Source organism: Blattabacterium cuenoti (assembly GCF_014251795.1).
Lineage (GTDB): Bacteria > Bacteroidota > Bacteroidia > Flavobacteriales > Blattabacteriaceae > Blattabacterium > Blattabacterium cuenoti_AB.
Window position 1 is genome coordinate 139,458 of the sequence record NZ_CP059201.1, and the last position, 16,761, is coordinate 156,218.

The following is a 16,761-nucleotide window of genomic DNA, read 5'->3' on the forward strand; positions in this document are numbered from 1 at the left end:
TATTTTCAGAATAAAAAATATCTTTGAGAAAGAGGTAAAATATCAGAAGGATGAGAGGTTATTTTTTCTCCATCTATATAAACATTATAGGTTCTTGGATCTACCTCTAGATTAGGAAGTTCTCCATTTAATATCATATTTTTTTTGGATAAAGTACGACATCCTTTTACGATTTTGATTTGTTTTTTGATTTCATTTTTTTCAAAAAAACCATTATTTATTGCATGTGTTGATACAAATACACTGCTTAGTTTTGGTTCAAAATATCCAAACATTTTTCGATACATAAATGGTTGAGGAGTTGGAATCGTAGCATTTGGATCACCCATACTAGCGTATACTATCATACCACTTTTGATAACTAATTCAGGTTTGACTCCAAAAAAAGAAGGTTTCCATAACACTAAATCTGCCATTTTTCCGATATGAATAGATCCAATATACTCAGAAATACCATGAGTAATGGCTGGATTGATAGTATATTTTGAAATATATCTTTTCACTCTAAAATTATCACTTTTTTGGGTCTCTTCATTAAGATAACCTCTTTGTTTCTTCATTTTATCAGCTGTTTGCCATGTTCTTTTTACAATTTCACCTATACGCCCCATAGCTTGAGAATCTGAACTAGTCATACTAATGGCTCCCATATCATGTAAAACTCCTTCTGCACTAATAGTTTCAGATCGAATCCGTGATTTAGCGAAAGCAATATCTTCTGGCAAAGAAGAATCCAAATGATGACAAATCATTAGCATATCAAAATGTTCATCTATAGTATTACAAGTATAAGGCATTGTAGGACTAGTTGATGAAGGTAAAATATTAGGAAAGGATATAACCTTTAATAAATCAGGAGCATGACCCCCTCCAGCTCCTTCTGTATGATAAGTATGAATTGTTCTATTTTTTAATATTTTTAAAGTATCTTCTACATATCCAGATTCATTGAGTGAATCGGTATGGATATTAACTTGTACATCTAACTTTTCTGCTACATTCAAACATTGATCTATAACATACAAAGTACTCCCCCAATCTTCATGTATTTTGAGTCCTCCTGCTCCTGCTTTTATTTGTTCAATTAAAGCTTCCGGTTGAGAGCTGTTTCCACTTGCAAGAAAAATAAAATTAATGGGAATATGATCTGTACTTTTTAACATTCTTTGAATATTCCATACACCAGAAGTACAATTTGTAGCTATAGTTCCAGTAGCTGGACCGGATCCTCCACCAATAATAGTAGTAGTTCCACTTTCTAATGCAACTTCAAATAATTGAGGACATATATAATGAACGTGACTATCTACACTTCCAGCTGTTACTATGATATTTTCTGAAGAAATGACTTCTGTTCCTGCTCCAATATACATGTTAGGAGTGACTCCGTCCATAAAATATGGATTCCCTGCTTTTCCTATTCCAACAATAATTCCATTTTTAATTCCTATATCCGCTTTAACAATTCCCCAATGATCTATAATAATAGCGTTAGTTAATACTAAATCTAAAACCCCTTCATCTCTTATAGCAAATGGATGTTGTCCCATTCCGTCTCTAATCACTTTTCCTCCTCCAAAAACACATTCATCTCCATAAATTGTATAGTCTTTTTCTATTTCAATCCATAAAGATGTATCCCCTAAACGAATTTTATCTCCTTTAGTAGGTCCATACATACTGGCATAAGATTCTCTATCTATTTTTTTCATATTGTTGTATTTTCTTTTCCTGAAAATCCATAAATTTTCTTGCTTCCTCCAATTTCAACTAACATAATTTCTTTCGTTTCTCCTGGTTCAAAACGAACAGATCTACCAGAAGGGATATCAAGTCTATATCCTTTAGTTCCTTCTCTTTCAAATAAGAGAGCAGAATTTGTCTCATAGAAATGAAAATGAGATCCTATTTGAATAGGACGAGTTCCTTTATTGGATACTATTCTTTTTATACGAGACCGTCCAGGTAATAAAACAATATCTTCTTTCAAAAGATCATATTGTCCTGGAATAAAATTAGAATCTTTTTTTTTATTTTTTTTTATAGGATGATGTATAGTTACTAACTTTGTTCCATCCGGAAAAGTTGCTTCTACTTGAACATTATTAAGTAATTCATATACTCCATCCATAACTTGTTCGTCGTTAAGAATATTTCCTGCTTCATGCATGAGATCTTTTACTGTTTTACCGTCACGAGCCCCTTCCATTATATAATGAGTGATTAAAGCTAAAGATTCAGGATAATTCAATTTTAATCCTCTTTTTAAACGTTTTTTTGCCAATTCTCCAGCCATGTGAAGAAGAATTTTTTCCTTTTCATAAGAAGTTAAATGCATATGCTTTCTTTAATTTGATTCATAAACATAATAATATCATATCTGTTGCAACAAAACAACATTTATATGAGTTTAAAGTTATGAAATAATAATGAAAGAATAGATAAATGGCATTGTTTTTCATCCTTCTTTATCCACACAGATAAAGTAAAATAAAAAAAGCACGTCTCCATAAATTATCATTATTTTTGCTAAGATAATAATGGGAAAAATTGTTAAAATAATTAAAAAATGCAAGTTTTAAAATTTGGTGGGAGTTCCGTAGCTCATTCTAATGCTATCAAACGTATTTGTTCTTTATTAGAAAAAAAACCAAAAGGAAGATATGCTATTGTTGTATCTGCATTAGGAAATATTACGGATCAGTTAATAAAATGTGGGCAATTAGCTTCTGAAAGAAAAAATATTTACAAAAATATATTAGAAGAAATAGAAATTAGACATATTAATATTATAAGAGAGTTGTTTCCTATAACTTATCAAAGTCATTTAATCAGTTGGATTAAAAAAAATATAAATGATTTAGAAAGTTTATGTGATGGAATTTTTCAAGTTGAAGAACTTTCAAAACGTTCTTTAGATAAAATCATGAGTTTTGGAGAATTGAGCTCTTCTTTTCTTGTATCAGAAAAATTGAAACAATCTGGATTAGATGCAGTTTGTAAAGATAGTAGAGATTTAATTATTACTGATTCTCAATTTGGATGTGCACAAGTAGATTTTATCACAAGTAATCACCATATTATTCAATTTTTTCGTGAAAAAACGTCAGAATATATTGTTTTCCCAGGATTTATAGGTTCTACAATTGAAAATGAAACTACGACCCTTGGAAGAGGAGGTTCTGATTATACCGCAGCTATTTTAGCTGCTGCGGTATCTGCCAGTTTACTTGAAATATGGACGGATGTAAGTGGAATGATGACAGCAAATCCAAAAATTGTGAATCAAGCTTTTCCTATAAAAGAAATTTCTTATGAAGAAGCAATGGAATTATCACATTTTGGAGCAAAAGTTATTTATCCCCCTACGATTCAACCTGCCATGAAAAAACATATTCCCATACAAATTAAAAATACTTTTTCTCCTTTAGATCAAGGAACCTTGATTTATGTTAATAAAAATACAAATATAAGTCAACCTGTGACCGGAATATCTGGTATTCAACAGATGGCATTGCTTACATTAGAAGGAAGTGGGATGATAGGAATTCCTGGATATTCCAAACGTTTATTTGAAGCGTTATCACAAGAAAAAATAAATGTAATTTTCATTACTCAAAGTTCTTCAGAACATTCAATTACTACTGGAATACATGAAACGGATGTGATCAAAGCAAAAATTGTGATAGATAGCGAATTTGCTCAAGAAATACATCAAAGACGTATTGATCCATTAAGAGTCGAGAAAGACCTTTGTATCATTGCTGTGGTAGGAGATAACATGAAAAATCTTCATGGAACTAGCGGAAAAATGTTTGCGGCTTTAGGAAGAAATAGTATTAATGTTCGAGCTATCGCACAAGGTTCTACTGAAAAAAATATATCGGCTGTTATTAGAAAAACAGATTTTAAAAAAGCATTAAATACTTTACATGAAGCTTTTTTTGAAAGACCTCCAAAACAAATCAATCTTTTCATTTGTGGAGTAGGAAAAGTAGGAAGCAAATTACTTGAACAAATAGATCAACAACAAAATTATTTATTAGAAGAATTAAAGCTTCAAGTTAGAGTAATTGGATTAGCTAATAGTAAGAATATGTATTTTAATGATAATGGAATTAATTTAAGTAATTGGGAAATAGATATCAAAAAAAGAAGTATTAAAATGAATATATATTCTTTTATGGAAAAAGTATGGGAATTTAATCTTCGAAATAGTTTATTTGTTGATAATACAGCTAGTGAAGAAATGGCTATGACCTATGATAAATTTTTAAAAAACGGAATAGGAGTTATTACTTGTAATAAAATCGCTTGTTCTTCAGATTATGATCATTATAAAAGATTAAAAACACTTTCTAGACATTTCAAAGCTCCATTTTTATTCGAAACAAATGTGGGAGCAAGTCTTCCTGTTATTAGCACACTGAATGATTTAATTAACAGTGGAGATAAAATCAATAAAATAGAAGCTGTGTTATCAGGGAGTTTAAATTTTATATTTAATCATTTTGTAGGAGAAAAATCTTTTTTAGAAGTTGTTAAAGAAGCTCAATTAAAAGGATATACGGAACCTGATCCTAGAATCGATTTAAGTGGATTAGACGTTATGCGTAAAATATTAATTTTAGCAAGAGAATGTGGTTCTCCATTAGAACTTAGTGACATTCATCAAAAATCTTTTCTTCCAAAAACTTGTTCCAACTCTATTTCTATAGATAATTTTTATCAAGAATTGCATAAATATAGAGATTATTTTTTTAAAATTAGAAATGAGGCAGAAAAAGATCAAAAACGTTTACGTTTTATTGCACGTTATGAAAATGGAATAGCTTCTGTTGGATTAGAATCTGTAAAAAAAATTCATCCATTTTTTCAACTAGAAGGAAAAGATAATATGGTTCTATATAACACATATCGTTATGCTGAACAGCCTCTCATCATAAAAGGAGCAGGTGCTGGAGCAGAAGTTACGGCATCTGGTGTCTTTTCAGATATTATTAAAGCTACTAAATAAAAATCATGAATGGAATTAAAATATTTTCACCAGCTACTGTAGCTAATTTAGCTTGTGGTTTTGATGTGATTGGATTAGCTCTAGACTTACCTAAAGATGAAATTTTTTTATATAAATCTAATAATCCGGGAATTCGTATCAAAAAAATACATGGATCATCATTACCTAATGATCCAAAAAAAAACGTAGCTTTTGTCGCTTTACAATTTTTATTGAAACAATATAAAAAAAAACAAAAATTTGATAAAGAAAAAGAAGAAAAGATAGGATTTGATATTGAGTTAATTAAAAATATTCATCCCGGAAGTGGAATTGGATCAAGTGCAGCCAGTGCAGCTGGTGTTGTTTATGGAGCTAACATTTTATTAGGAAAACCTTTTAATACTATGCAATTGATACGGTTTGCTATGGAAGGGGAACGTGTAGCAAGTGGAACTGCTCACGCTGATAATGTTGCTCCTGCTATCATGGGCGGATTAACATTAATTAGAAGTTATCAACCTTTAGATATTACTAAATTACATACTCCTGATAAATTATGGGTAAGTATTTTACATCCACAAATTGTGGTAAGAACGTCAGATGCTAGAGAAATTTTAAAACAAAAAATATTAATGACAGATGCGATTAGACAATGGGGGAATATAGGAGCGTTGGTAGCAGGTTTATATCGAGAAGATTATGAATTAATAAGTAGATCATTGGAAGATGTCATTGTAGAACCTATACGATCTATGCTTATTCCAGCTTTTCATGAATTAAAAATAAGATGCAAAGAAATAGGAGCTTTGGGAGGTGGAATTTCTGGTTCTGGTCCTTCTGTATTCATGCTTAGTAAAGGAAATGATACAGCAAAAAAAGTAACTGAAGTTATGAATCAAGTCTATTCTCCGTTACAAGTAGATTACAAAACTTATACTTCTCCTATTAGTCAACAAGGAGTGAAGTGTAAGTGTATTCAAAAATTAAATTAATATGTTGTACTACAGTTTAAAAAATTATAAAAATTTAGTTTCTTTTGAAGATGCAATCCTTACAGGTTTATCACCTGATGGTGGATTATATATGCCTAAATATATTCCTAAACTAGAACCTAATTTTCTGAAAAAACTTCCAATTTTTGATATTCATACGATTGCCATGGTTATTGTCAAACCTTATATTGGTAAATATATACCTGCTAAATTTATCAATGATATTATTCATGAAACTTTGACTTTTCCTTTTCCATTGAAAAAAATACATGATAATATTTATGTATTAGAACTTTTTCATGGTCCTACTTTAGCTTTTAAAGATGTTGGTGCTAAATTTATGGCAGAGTGTTTAAGTTTTTTTTCTGAGAAATTAGAAAAAAATGTAACAGTTTTAGTCGCCACTTCAGGAGATACTGGAGGTGCTGTAGCTAAAGGATTTCATAAAAAACCAGGAACAGAAGTCATAATTTTATACCCACATAATGGAGTCAGTTCTTTACAAGAAGAACAAATTACTTCACTAGGAAGTAATATATTAGCTTTAGAAATACATGGAAATTTTGATGATTGTCAAAATATGGTTAAAAAAGCTTTTTTAGACAAGGAAGTGAATCAAAAGTATACATTAACTTCTGCCAATTCTATCAATGTAGGAAGATGGCTCCCTCAAATGTTTTATTATTTTTTAGCTTATAGACAAATAATTTCAGAAAATCCGATAGAATTAGTTTTTTCAGTTCCTAGTGGAAATTTTGGAAATATTTTTGCGGGAATGATGGCTGAAAAAATGGGTTTACCTATAAAATTTTTTATTGCATCTACAAATATCAATGATACTATACCTAGGTTTTTAAAATCTGGGAAATATCATCCTCTTTCAGTCAAAAAAACTATATCAAATGCTATGGATATATCTGACCCTAGCAATTTTTCTAGAATATGGCATTTATATGATAAAAATATTTTTAAATTAAAAAAAAAACTGTCCTCCTATAAATTCACAGATGAGGAAACTTTAGCAATCATAGAAACGATATGGAAAGAATATAAATATATGCTAGATCCACATGGAGCTATTGGTTATTTGGGACTGAGACGATATTTGCAAGAAATAGATAATACTTCATATCCAGCTATTTTTTTAGAAACAGCTCATCCTATCAAATTTTTAGATCATATGCCATCTGTTTTGAAAAAACAAATTGTTTCTACACAAGAATTAGAAATTTTTTTGAAGACAAAAAGAAAAAAACGAAAAATATCATTATCCAATGATTTCAATGTTTTCAAAAATTGGTTATTAGCAAGAAAATAATTTAAATTTTATATCGCTACATCTCCTTTAATATGAGGAAAAGGATTATAGTTTTTCAACTCAAAATCTTCAAAACGAAATTGAAAAATATTTTTGATAGAAGAATTAATAATCATTTTAGGGAGTGGTCTTGGAGTTCTTCTCATTTGTATTTTGACTTGTTGAATATGATTATTGTAAATATGAGCATCTCCTATGATATGAATCAGTTCTTTTTCTTTCAAATTTAAAATTTGAGATAACATCATGACTAATAATGCGTAAGAAGCAATGTTAAACGGTAATCCAATGAAAATATCTGCACTCCTTTGATATAAAAGTAACGATAATTTTTTTTCATGTACATAAAATTGGAATAAAACATGACAAGGAGGTAATGCCATATTTTGAATCATTCCTACATTCCAAGAAGAAACTATTAAACGTCTAGAATTGGGATTGAATTTTATTTCTTCTATAAGATTAGTGATTTGATCAATAAAATGTCCGTTTTGAGTAGGCCATTTTCTCCATTGAAATCCATATATTGGTCCTAATTCTCCATTTTTATCTGCCCATTTATTCCAGATAGAAACTTTATTTTTTATTAAAAATTCAATGTTTGTATCTCCCCTTAAAAACCATAATAATTCATAAATTATAGATCGTATGTTTAATTTTTTAGTAGTTAAAAGAGGAAAACCTTTTTCTAGGTTAAATCTCATTTTGTATCCAAATAAACTTGTTGTTCCTACTCCTGTACGATCTTTTTTTCTAATTCCTTTTTCTAATACGTTTTTTAATAAATTTAAATATTGTTTCATATACAATATGTATTTATTATTTTATATTTTTATACATATAAAATATAAAACTATGAATCAAAAAGTTCTCTTCTTTTCTACAAGAAGTGGGTTAAAATTATCAGAAAATATAGCTTATTTTTACGGAAATTTTATTGGTAAAGTACGATTTTTAGAATTTAGTGATGGAGAATATACTCCTTATTTCGAACAATCTGTTCGTGGATCTCAAGTCTTTTTGATTGGTTCTACTTGTCCTCCAGTAGATAATTTAATGGAATTATTATTAATGTGTGATGCAGCTAAAAGAGCTTCCGCTTATAATATTACACTTGTAATTCCATATTTTGGATGGGCTAGACAAGACCATAAAGATAAACCTAGGACTCCTATTGCCGCAAAACTTATAGCAAATTTAATAGTAGCTTCAGGTGCTACTAGAGTCATGACTATGGATTTACATGCAGATCAAATTCAAGGATTTTTTGATATACCTGTAGATCATTTATATGCATCTAGAATATTTATTGATTATATTAAAAAATTAAATATAGATCAATTGACCATCGCTTCTCCAGATATGGGAGGAGCAAAGAGAGCTAGAAGCTATGCAGGTTATTTGGGAACAGATGTAGTTATTTGTTATAAAGAAAGAAAAAAAGCAAATGAAATAGAATTCATGAATCTAATAGGAAATGTAAAAGAAAAAAATATTATACTCATAGATGATATGGTAGATACAGCTGGAACTTTAACGGAAGCTGCTAATTTAATCAAAAAACAAGGAGCTAAAAGCGTACGTGCTATAGCTACTCATCCTGTATTATCAGGGACTTCATATGAAAGAATACATAACTCTGCGATTGAAGAATTGGTAGTAACAGATACGATTCCTATTAATCGAATTAAACCTAATGATAAAATTAAAGTTTTATCTTGTGCTCAACTTTTTGCTGAAGTCATGCAATCAGTACATAAAGATGAATCCATTAGTAATAAATTTATAATATGAAATATGTTAATATATATGGTCATAAAAGAAATATTGGAAAAAAAGAAGTTCGTTCTATTCGACTTTCTGGAAAAATACCATGTATTTTATATGGAAAAAATATCAACATTCCATTTTCTACTTCATTAGACAATTTAAGAAAAATAGTATATACTCAAGAAATATATGGAGTCATTATTCAAATAGAGGGATATAATGAAAAAATCAATGCAATTCAAAAGGAAATACAATTCGATCCTGTAAATGAAAAAATATTACATGCAGATTTTTACAGGATTGATAAATCCAAACCTATAATATTAGGAATTCCTGTAAAATTTTTAGGTAGACCTATTGGAGTAGCAAAAGGAGGAAAATATTATTCAAATATTAGAAAATTAAAAGTAAAAGCAATTCCACATCATATGCCAGAATCTATTCAAATAAATATTAATGCTTTAGATATAGGAGATAGAATAACAGTAAAAGATCTATATAATGATCAATATACTATATTACATCCTTATCATACATTAGTAGCAAACGTCAAAAATTCCCGTGCAACTATCAATCAAGAAGAAAAAGAAAATAAAGAAGAGAAAAAAGATAAAAATGAATAATGTCTTTAGATTTTTATTTTATGAAAATAGCTTTTAGAGAAGCTATTCTTGCTTTTCATAAAAATGAAATTCCCATAGGTGCTGCCATGACATATAAAAATATAGTTATAGCAAAAGCTCATAATTTGACTGAAACTTTATGTAATATTACTGCACATGCAGAAATGATAGTCATCAATTTAGCTTCTAATTATTTAAAAAAAAAATATATCAAAAAATGCACTTTATATGTAACTTTAGAACCATGTGTGATGTGTGCTGGAGCTTTATTTTGGTCTCAAATAGGAAGAGTTGTTTGTGGGGCTTCCAATCCATCAAAAAGAGGTTTTTTGTATTCTGGTACCAAATTGCATCCCAAAACAGAATTTGTATCTGGAATAATGAAAAACCAATGCCAAGCTATTATAAAAAAATTTTTCTTTCATAAAAGAAAGAAACCATAAATGTAAAAAATTTAGATAAATACTTTTTTTTTCTTATTCTTACTTATTTTCAAAAAAATTGGTAAAGCTGTAATGAAAACAATTAATAAAATAATCCATTCAAGATGATTTTTTAATTCCGGAAAACTTTTATCTAAATAATGTCCAGCTAACATAATAGAAAAAGTCCAAGCAAGAGCTCCAATAATGTTATATATCATAAATTTTTTGAAATTTATTCGAATTGCTCCTGCCACAATTGGAGCGAAAGAACGAAACATAGGGAGAAAACGACTCATAATAAGAGCAGTTGTTTTATATTTATTATAAAACAATTTTGCTAAAATTAAATGTTTTCTCTTAAAAAAAAAGGAATCCTTTTTTTTATATAATAATTTTCCTGATTTATATCCTAACCAATATCCTTGCATATTTCCAAGAATAGCTACGAATGCTACAATTAAAATGATTACAAAAAAAGGAACATCATAAAAATTTTTGCATAAGTCTTCACCAAAAATTCCAGCAGTAAATAATAAAGAATCTCCAGGTAAAAAAAAACCAATAAAAAATCCTGTTTCTGCAAAAACAATAGCTAAAAGAATAAATAATGCTGTATTCCCAAAATATAAAAATATCCATCTAGGATTAAATAAATGCTGAAAAAAATCCCAAATATCTGACATTTTACAAAGTATGATAATGAATGAAAATCAAAGTTAAATATTTACATTAAAAAAATATTTATTTTCATATTCTCATAGAAATAGAAAATTAGAAAATACTTCACTTCATGGATTATTTATTCAAATATATTAATATTTTAGGATGGATTCCTAATATATTTTTTTTCATCGTAGGTTTGATTTTTATCATTTTTTGGTTGTCAAAAATATTTTATTTCATTGATTAATAAAAAATTGGTTAATTTTGTTCTATGAAATTAGACTCATGAAAATAGAAAAAAGGGGAGAATTTATACATTTCGATAAAAAAGCTTATGATGTCCTGAAACATTATTTATTATATCAAGTAAATTCGATAAAGAATATATTCATTTTAGTAGATGATATTACATATACATATTGTCTGCCTATTCTTTTTCAGAATATAAATTTTTTAAAAAAATCTAATATTATTAAAATAAAATCAGGTGAAAAAGAAAAAAATATTTATACGTGTATTCAAATATGTAAAAATTTAGAAAAACTTCAAGCAGATAGAAAAAGTTTAATTATAAATTTAGGAGGAGGAGTTATAACAGATATTGGAGGGTTTGTCGCTTCTATATTTAAAAGAGGTATTCGTTTTGTGAATATTCCTACGACTTTATTAGGAATGGTCGATGCTGCTGTAGGATATAAAACAGGTGTAAATTTAGATTCTATCAAAAATGAAATTGGATCTTTTTATGTTCCAGAATTTTTAATCATTGATACTCATTTTTTAAAAACACTTTCAAAAAAAGAAATTCTTTCCGGAATGGCAGAAATGCTAAAACATGGATTGATAGCTGATAAAAGTTTTTGGAAAAAAATGAATCAAATTCAAATAGATATTATTAAAAATGAAAATGAATGGAAATATTTAATTCATAAATCTATATTAATTAAACAAAAAATTGTTAATCAAGATCCTAAAGAAAGAGGATTAAGAAAAATTCTTAATTTTGGACATACTATTGGACATGCTTTAGAAAGTTATTTTATGAATGTCAACAAAATATTACATGGAATTTCAGTAATTATAGGTATGATTTATGAATCATGGATTTCTTTTAAAATTAATGGGTTATCTATATCTGATTATCAAGAAATTAAATCTTATCTTTCTGCTTTATATCCAATTGAAAATAAAATTTCTAATTTAGAAATTAACAAACTATTGTTGATCATGGAACATGATAAAAAAAATGAAGAAAATAAAATTCAATTTTCTTTATTACAAGAAATAGGAAAATGTTCATATAATTGTCAAGTTCCGTATTCCTTGATTAAGGAAAGTTTTTTAAACTAAATGTTTTAATTAAAAAATTAATATTAAAAAAAATGAATGAAAATAAGTGAAGGAAAAAAAGAAAAATTAATTTCAATTAATATTGAGGATGAAATGAAATCATCTTATATAGATTATTCTATGTCTGTTATTGTATCCAGAGCTCTTCCTGATGTTAGAGACGGATTAAAACCTGTACATAGAAGAGTTCTTTATGGAATGTATCAATTAGGAATTTTTTCCAACAGTTCTTATAAAAAATCTGCTCGTATTGTTGGGGAAGTGTTGGGAAAATATCATCCACATGGAGATATTTCTGTATATGATACTATGGTTCGTCTGACTCAAAAATGGACGTTACGTTATCCATTGATAGATGGGCAGGGAAATTTTGGTTCATTAGATGCAGATCCTCCGGCAGCTATGCGTTACACCGAAGTAAAAATGAAAAAGATTTCTGAAGAAATGTTGTTGGATATTAAAAAAGAAACAGTGGATATGCAATTAAATTTTGATGATTCTTTGGAAGAACCTACAGTTTTACCTACACGAATTCCAAATCTTTTAATTAATGGAGCTTCTGGTATTGCCGTTGGAATGGCTACTAATATTCCTCCTCACAATTTAAAAGAAACTATAGATGCCATTTGTGCTTACATTGATGATAATAATATATCTATAGAACAGATGATGAAATATATTAAAGCGCCTGATTTTCCTACAGGTGGAATCATTTATGGATATGATGGAGTTAAAAATGCTTTTTTTACTGGTAAAGGACGTATTGTTTTACGTGCAAAAATTCATTTAGAAGAAATTCATGGGAGACAATGTATTATTGTAGATGAAATTCCTTACCAAGTCAATAAAGCTGACATGATTTCTAAAACTGTGGAATTAATGAAAGAAGGAAAAATGGAAGGAATTTATCAAATTCGTGATGAGTCTGATAGAAATGGTTTACGTATTGTATACATTCTAAAACAAAATACGAATACTAATATATTATTGAATAGATTGTTCCAATACACTTCTTTGCAAACTTATTTCAATGTAAACAACATAGCTTTAGTAAATGGAAAACCTGTTCAATTAAATATAAAAAGTCTGATTCAACATTTCGTTAATCATAGACATAATGTTATAATCCGTCGTTCTAAATACGAATTAAAAAAGTGTCAAAATCGTGTTCATATTTTATTGGGTTTTTTTAAGATATTAAATCATTTAGATATCATGATTCAATTAATTCAGACATCAAAAAATCATTATGAAGCTTGTAATAGATTGATTCAAAAATTTGAAATATCAAAAAATCAATCTAAATCTATTTTAGATATGAAATTACAAAGTCTGACATCTTTAGAAAGAAAAAAACTTAAAAAAGAATATGACGAACTTATTAACAAAATAGAATTTTTTAAAAACATTTTGGAGCAACATTCTACAAGAACTAAAATTATTCAAGAAGAACTTTTAGATATCAAAAAAAAATATCAAGATGTACGTCGTACAAAAATTGATTATTCAGGAGATAAAGTTTTCAATATAGAAGATTTAATTGAAAATGAACAAGTAGTTCTTACAATTTCCCATGCTGGTTATGTTAAAAGAACATCCTTATCAGAATATAAACGTCAAGGAAGAGGTGGAGTGGGAAACAGAGGTGCGACTGCTAGAGAATCAGATTTTTTCAAACATTTACTTGTAGCAACTAATCATCAATATTTACTTTTTTTTACTGAAAAAGGAAAATGTTTTTGGTTAAGAGTATATGAAATTCCTGAAGGATCTAAAATATCAAAAGGTAGAGCTATACAAAATATTATTCATCTTCAACAAGATGATAAAGTCAATGCTTATATATTAACTGGAGACTTGACTAATAAGAAATATGTTAAAGATTATTATGTGATGATGGTTACGAAAAAAGGAATTATTAAAAAAACATCTTTAGAAAATTACTCTCGTCCTAGAAAAGATGGAATCAATGCTATTGTGATTCGTAAAGGAGATTCTTTACTAGAAGCTATTTTAACTAAGGGAGATAGTCATGTTTTTATTGCTGTAAAAAGTGGAAGAATCATTCGCTTTTCAGAAAATAAAGTTAGACGAACTGGAAGAAATTCTTCTGGAGTTATAGGAATAGGAATTAGTACAAATAATAAAGATAGGGTTGTTGGCATGATATGTGTCGAAAAAAAAGAAAAAGGACATTTATTAGTAGTTTCTGAAAAAGGATTTGGAAAAAGATCCTATATAAAAGATTATCGTATTACTAATCGTGGTGGAAAAGGAATTAAAACGATAAATATAACTCAAAAAACAGGAAGTTTAATTTCTATTAAATATGTAAAAAATCAAGATGATTTAATGATTATTAAAAAATCAGGAATTATTATACGTATTCCTGTATCAGATATCAGAATTATGGGAAGAACTACACAAGGAGTGAGATTAATTAACTTAAAAAGCAACGATGCTATAGCTGATGTAGCACAAGTTTATAAGTCTATTATGGATTTTCATTAAAATCTCGTAATATATTGATACATTCTACTATTGAAAAATCTTTTTTTATATTTTTTTTCCATTTTTTTTGTTCTTCTGATTCTTTTTCATGACAAATGATTTTGTATAAAGAACTAAAAGCTTGTAACCCATATATAGATAAATCATTTTTTAATTTTTTAAAATATTCATTTTTCTTTTTGATTTTTAAGTTTTCATAATAAAATTCTTTCCAATTTAAAGGAAATGATTTTTTATTTAAAAATTTATTTTCTAATAATCGTATTTTTTGATTAATATTTATGAAATTATTATGTTTCATTAAACGTTTTATACTTTTATTTTTAATATTTCCTAAATTTTTCTGACTATAATAATAATGAAGAGAAAGAGAAGGGACAGGTTTTGTATTATCCCATTTCATAGGATTTTTTTTGTTTTTCTCCATAAATTTTAAAAACGAACTTGTTGTATGACTTGGAATCACAATATCTGAATTTACTCCCTTTAATTGAGTAGAATTTCCGTTTACACGATAAAATTTATTTATGGTAAATTTTAAAGCTCCTAGCTTTTCATTTGAATTATAGAAAGAGAATTTTTTTAATGGATAAACAACTTGTACTGTTCCCTTTCCATATGTTTGAGTGCTTCCAACAATAATTCCTCTTTGATAATCAGTTATAACAGAAGCAAGAATTTCAGAAGCAGAAGCTGAAAACTCGTTTACAAGAAGGACAACAGGTCCTTTCCATAAAATTTGACTTTCATGACTTTTTAGTATTGTTTTCTTTTTATTAGGTTTTCCTATTTGAACAATAGGAACTTTTCCTAAAAAAAAACCAGCAATTTCTATAACAGCATTTAAAGATCCTCCTACATTACTTCTTATATCTAACAAAATTCCTTTTATATTTTCTTTTTTTAATTCTTGAATAATTTTTTTCATATCTTGAGCTGCATTTCTTCCATTTTTATTTTCAAGATTAAAATAAAATTCTGGTAAATGTATTAACCCATACTTATTTTTATTTTTATCCATAATTATAACACTTTTTGCGAAAATTTCTTTTTTTTCAATTATATCTCGAGTTAAAATTATTTCTTCTATAGATCCATTTTTTTTTTGAATAGTAAGCTTGACTTTAGTTCCTTTTTTCCCTCTAATTAAACGAATAGAATTTTCTAATAACATTCCTACAATGTTTTGTGATTCTGAATTTATATTTTTTGCTACTCGTATAATTTTATCTCCTACTTCTATTTTTTTGTTTTTCCATGCAGGTCCACCTGTAATAAGTTTAACGACGGTTGGATATCCTTTATCATCTTGTAATTCTATACCAATTCCTTCTGTTTGTCCAGATATATTTAAATCAAAAATTTCTTTTTCTTTAGGAGAAAAGAAATTAGTATGGGGATCATATTGAGTTGTTATAGTATTGACATATATAGAGAACCAATCAGATTCTTTTTTCATTTTTAATCTTCTAAAATATTCCTTCATATATTCTTCCACTTTTTTTCTTGATATTTTTTCATTTTTTAAAAATGTATTTTTAAAAAATTTTTTTTGATTTTTAGAAGTGATGATTTCTAGTAAAGTCAAATACTTTAAGTATTTCCTCCATTTTTCAACCCATTCTTTTTGATTTTTTGGATAAAACAAATTTTGTTTTTCAAGTACATACATTTCTTTTTTATTAAAATTAAAAGATGTTTTTAATATTTGAAGACATATAGATTCGACATTTTGTACTCTTTTAAAAAAACGTTTCATAATAATATTAAAAAAAAAAGGATCTCCATGAATCCAATAATCATCTATTTTTTCTTTATATACAGAAAGATCTTCTATATCTTTTTGTAGAAAAAAACGTTTTTGATTGTCTAATTTTTCAAAATATGTATTATACACTTTTATTGAAAAATCATTATCTATAGGAATGGGATTTGGATGTAGAAAGTAAAGTGTTTTATATATAGTTTTAAGTACTATACGATGTTTTTCTTGTTCTCCTAATGGAGAACATAAACTTAATGAAAAAATGAAAAATAAACTAATTATTATATACTTAATATCATTCAGTTTTTTTATTTTTTTCATATTCACAATTATGTATTGATTGAA

The 16,761-nt window shown here is 27.4% G+C and carries 13 protein-coding genes; 8 read left to right on the plus strand and 5 right to left on the minus strand.

What is annotated here, in order from left to right:
* Positions 1-5: 5 nt before the first annotated feature.
* Positions 6-1,712, minus strand: coding sequence for an urease subunit alpha (ureC, locus tag H0H55_RS00685; protein WP_185861386.1), 1,707 nt, complete (start codon positions 1,710-1,712; stop codon positions 6-8).
* The gene (locus tag H0H55_RS00690; protein ID WP_185861387.1) at positions 1,709-2,338 is read right to left on the minus strand and encodes an urease subunit gamma; all 630 of its coding nucleotides are present in this window, start codon (positions 2,336-2,338) and stop codon (positions 1,709-1,711) included. Before H0H55_RS00690 ends, ureC begins: the two co-directional genes overlap by 4 nt.
* A gap of 231 nt (positions 2,339-2,569) precedes the next feature.
* On the opposite strand from H0H55_RS00690, the gene thrA reads away from it, so the two are divergent.
* Genes thrA through thrC form a run of 3 tightly spaced genes read left to right on the plus strand, consistent with a single transcriptional unit; the run spans position 2,570 to position 7,309 of the window.
* Complete coding sequence (thrA, locus tag H0H55_RS00695; RefSeq protein WP_185861388.1) at positions 2,570-5,017, plus strand: bifunctional aspartate kinase/homoserine dehydrogenase I; 2,448 nt, start codon at positions 2,570-2,572, stop codon at positions 5,015-5,017.
* Between the two features lie 5 nt (positions 5,018-5,022).
* The gene (locus H0H55_RS00700) at positions 5,023-5,991 is read left to right on the plus strand and encodes a homoserine kinase (protein WP_185861389.1); all 969 of its coding nucleotides are present in this window, start codon (positions 5,023-5,025) and stop codon (positions 5,989-5,991) included.
* 1 nt (position 5,992) lies between these two features.
* Positions 5,993-7,309, plus strand: a complete 1,317-nt coding sequence (thrC, locus tag H0H55_RS00705; protein ID WP_185861390.1) for a threonine synthase — start codon at positions 5,993-5,995, stop codon at positions 7,307-7,309.
* A gap of 8 nt (positions 7,310-7,317) precedes the next feature.
* Here thrC and H0H55_RS00710 read toward each other — a convergent pair whose 3' ends face one another.
* Positions 7,318-8,112, minus strand: coding sequence for a thymidylate synthase (locus tag H0H55_RS00710; protein ID WP_185861391.1), 795 nt, complete (start codon positions 8,110-8,112; stop codon positions 7,318-7,320).
* Positions 8,113-8,164: 52 nt separating this feature from the next.
* On the opposite strand from H0H55_RS00710, the gene H0H55_RS00715 reads away from it, so the two are divergent.
* The 3 genes from H0H55_RS00715 to H0H55_RS00725 are packed head-to-tail and all read left to right on the plus strand — an operon-like array spanning position 8,165 to position 10,145.
* The gene (locus tag H0H55_RS00715) at positions 8,165-9,103 is read left to right on the plus strand and encodes a ribose-phosphate diphosphokinase (protein ID WP_185861392.1); all 939 of its coding nucleotides are present in this window, start codon (positions 8,165-8,167) and stop codon (positions 9,101-9,103) included.
* Positions 9,100-9,702, plus strand: coding sequence for a 50S ribosomal protein L25 (locus tag H0H55_RS00720; protein ID WP_185861393.1), 603 nt, complete (start codon positions 9,100-9,102; stop codon positions 9,700-9,702). The genes H0H55_RS00715 and H0H55_RS00720 overlap by 4 nt, the downstream gene beginning before the upstream one ends.
* Positions 9,703-9,722: 20 nt before the next feature.
* Positions 9,723-10,145, plus strand: coding sequence for a nucleoside deaminase (locus H0H55_RS00725; protein ID WP_394798770.1), 423 nt, complete (start codon positions 9,723-9,725; stop codon positions 10,143-10,145).
* An 11-nt stretch (positions 10,146-10,156) separates the two neighbouring features.
* Here H0H55_RS00725 and H0H55_RS00730 read toward each other — a convergent pair whose 3' ends face one another.
* Positions 10,157-10,810 carry a DedA family protein gene (locus tag H0H55_RS00730; RefSeq protein ID WP_185861395.1) on the minus strand — a complete coding sequence of 218 codons (654 nt, stop codon included), beginning with the start codon at positions 10,808-10,810 and terminating at the stop codon, positions 10,157-10,159.
* 265 nt (positions 10,811-11,075) lie between these two features.
* On the opposite strand from H0H55_RS00730, the gene aroB reads away from it, so the two are divergent.
* Both aroB and gyrA read left to right on the plus strand, forming a co-directional pair.
* Entirely contained in the window at positions 11,076-12,140 is a 1,065-nt protein-coding gene (gene aroB, locus H0H55_RS00735) for a 3-dehydroquinate synthase (protein WP_185861556.1), read from the plus strand.
* Between the two features lie 36 nt (positions 12,141-12,176).
* Entirely contained in the window at positions 12,177-14,651 is a 2,475-nt protein-coding gene (gene gyrA, locus H0H55_RS00740) for a DNA gyrase subunit A (protein WP_185861396.1), read from the plus strand.
* Here gyrA and H0H55_RS00745 read toward each other — a convergent pair.
* A complete protein-coding gene (locus tag H0H55_RS00745) occupies positions 14,635-16,737 on the minus strand; it encodes a carboxy terminal-processing peptidase (RefSeq protein ID WP_185861397.1) in 2,103 nt (700 codons plus the stop codon). The two genes, gyrA and H0H55_RS00745, sit on opposite strands and share 17 nt — an antisense overlap.
* Between the last annotated feature and the right edge of the window lie 24 nt (positions 16,738-16,761).

Excerpts from the sequence above, each read along its gene's own strand:
- ureC (WP_185861386.1), bottom strand. The coding sequence starts at position 1,712 with ATGAAAAAAATAGATAGAGAATCTTATGCCAGTATGTATGGACCTACT.
- H0H55_RS00690 (WP_185861387.1), bottom strand. The coding sequence starts at position 2,338 with ATGCATTTAACTTCTTATGAAAAGGAAAAAATTCTTCTTCACATGGCT.
- thrA (WP_185861388.1), top strand. The coding sequence starts at position 2,570 with ATGCAAGTTTTAAAATTTGGTGGGAGTTCCGTAGCTCATTCTAATGCT.
- H0H55_RS00700 (WP_185861389.1), top strand. The coding sequence starts at position 5,023 with ATGAATGGAATTAAAATATTTTCACCAGCTACTGTAGCTAATTTAGCT.
- thrC (WP_185861390.1), top strand. The coding sequence starts at position 5,993 with ATGTTGTACTACAGTTTAAAAAATTATAAAAATTTAGTTTCTTTTGAA.
- H0H55_RS00710 (WP_185861391.1), bottom strand. The coding sequence starts at position 8,112 with ATGAAACAATATTTAAATTTATTAAAAAACGTATTAGAAAAAGGAATT.
- H0H55_RS00715 (WP_185861392.1), top strand. The coding sequence starts at position 8,165 with ATGAATCAAAAAGTTCTCTTCTTTTCTACAAGAAGTGGGTTAAAATTA.
- H0H55_RS00720 (WP_185861393.1), top strand. The coding sequence starts at position 9,100 with ATGAAATATGTTAATATATATGGTCATAAAAGAAATATTGGAAAAAAA.
- H0H55_RS00725 (WP_394798770.1), top strand. The coding sequence starts at position 9,723 with ATGAAAATAGCTTTTAGAGAAGCTATTCTTGCTTTTCATAAAAATGAA.
- H0H55_RS00730 (WP_185861395.1), bottom strand. The coding sequence starts at position 10,810 with ATGTCAGATATTTGGGATTTTTTTCAGCATTTATTTAATCCTAGATGG.
- aroB (WP_185861556.1), top strand. The coding sequence starts at position 11,076 with ATGAAAATAGAAAAAAGGGGAGAATTTATACATTTCGATAAAAAAGCT.
- gyrA (WP_185861396.1), top strand. The coding sequence starts at position 12,177 with ATGAAAATAAGTGAAGGAAAAAAAGAAAAATTAATTTCAATTAATATT.
- H0H55_RS00745 (WP_185861397.1), bottom strand. The coding sequence starts at position 16,737 with ATGAAAAAAATAAAAAAACTGAATGATATTAAGTATATAATAATTAGT.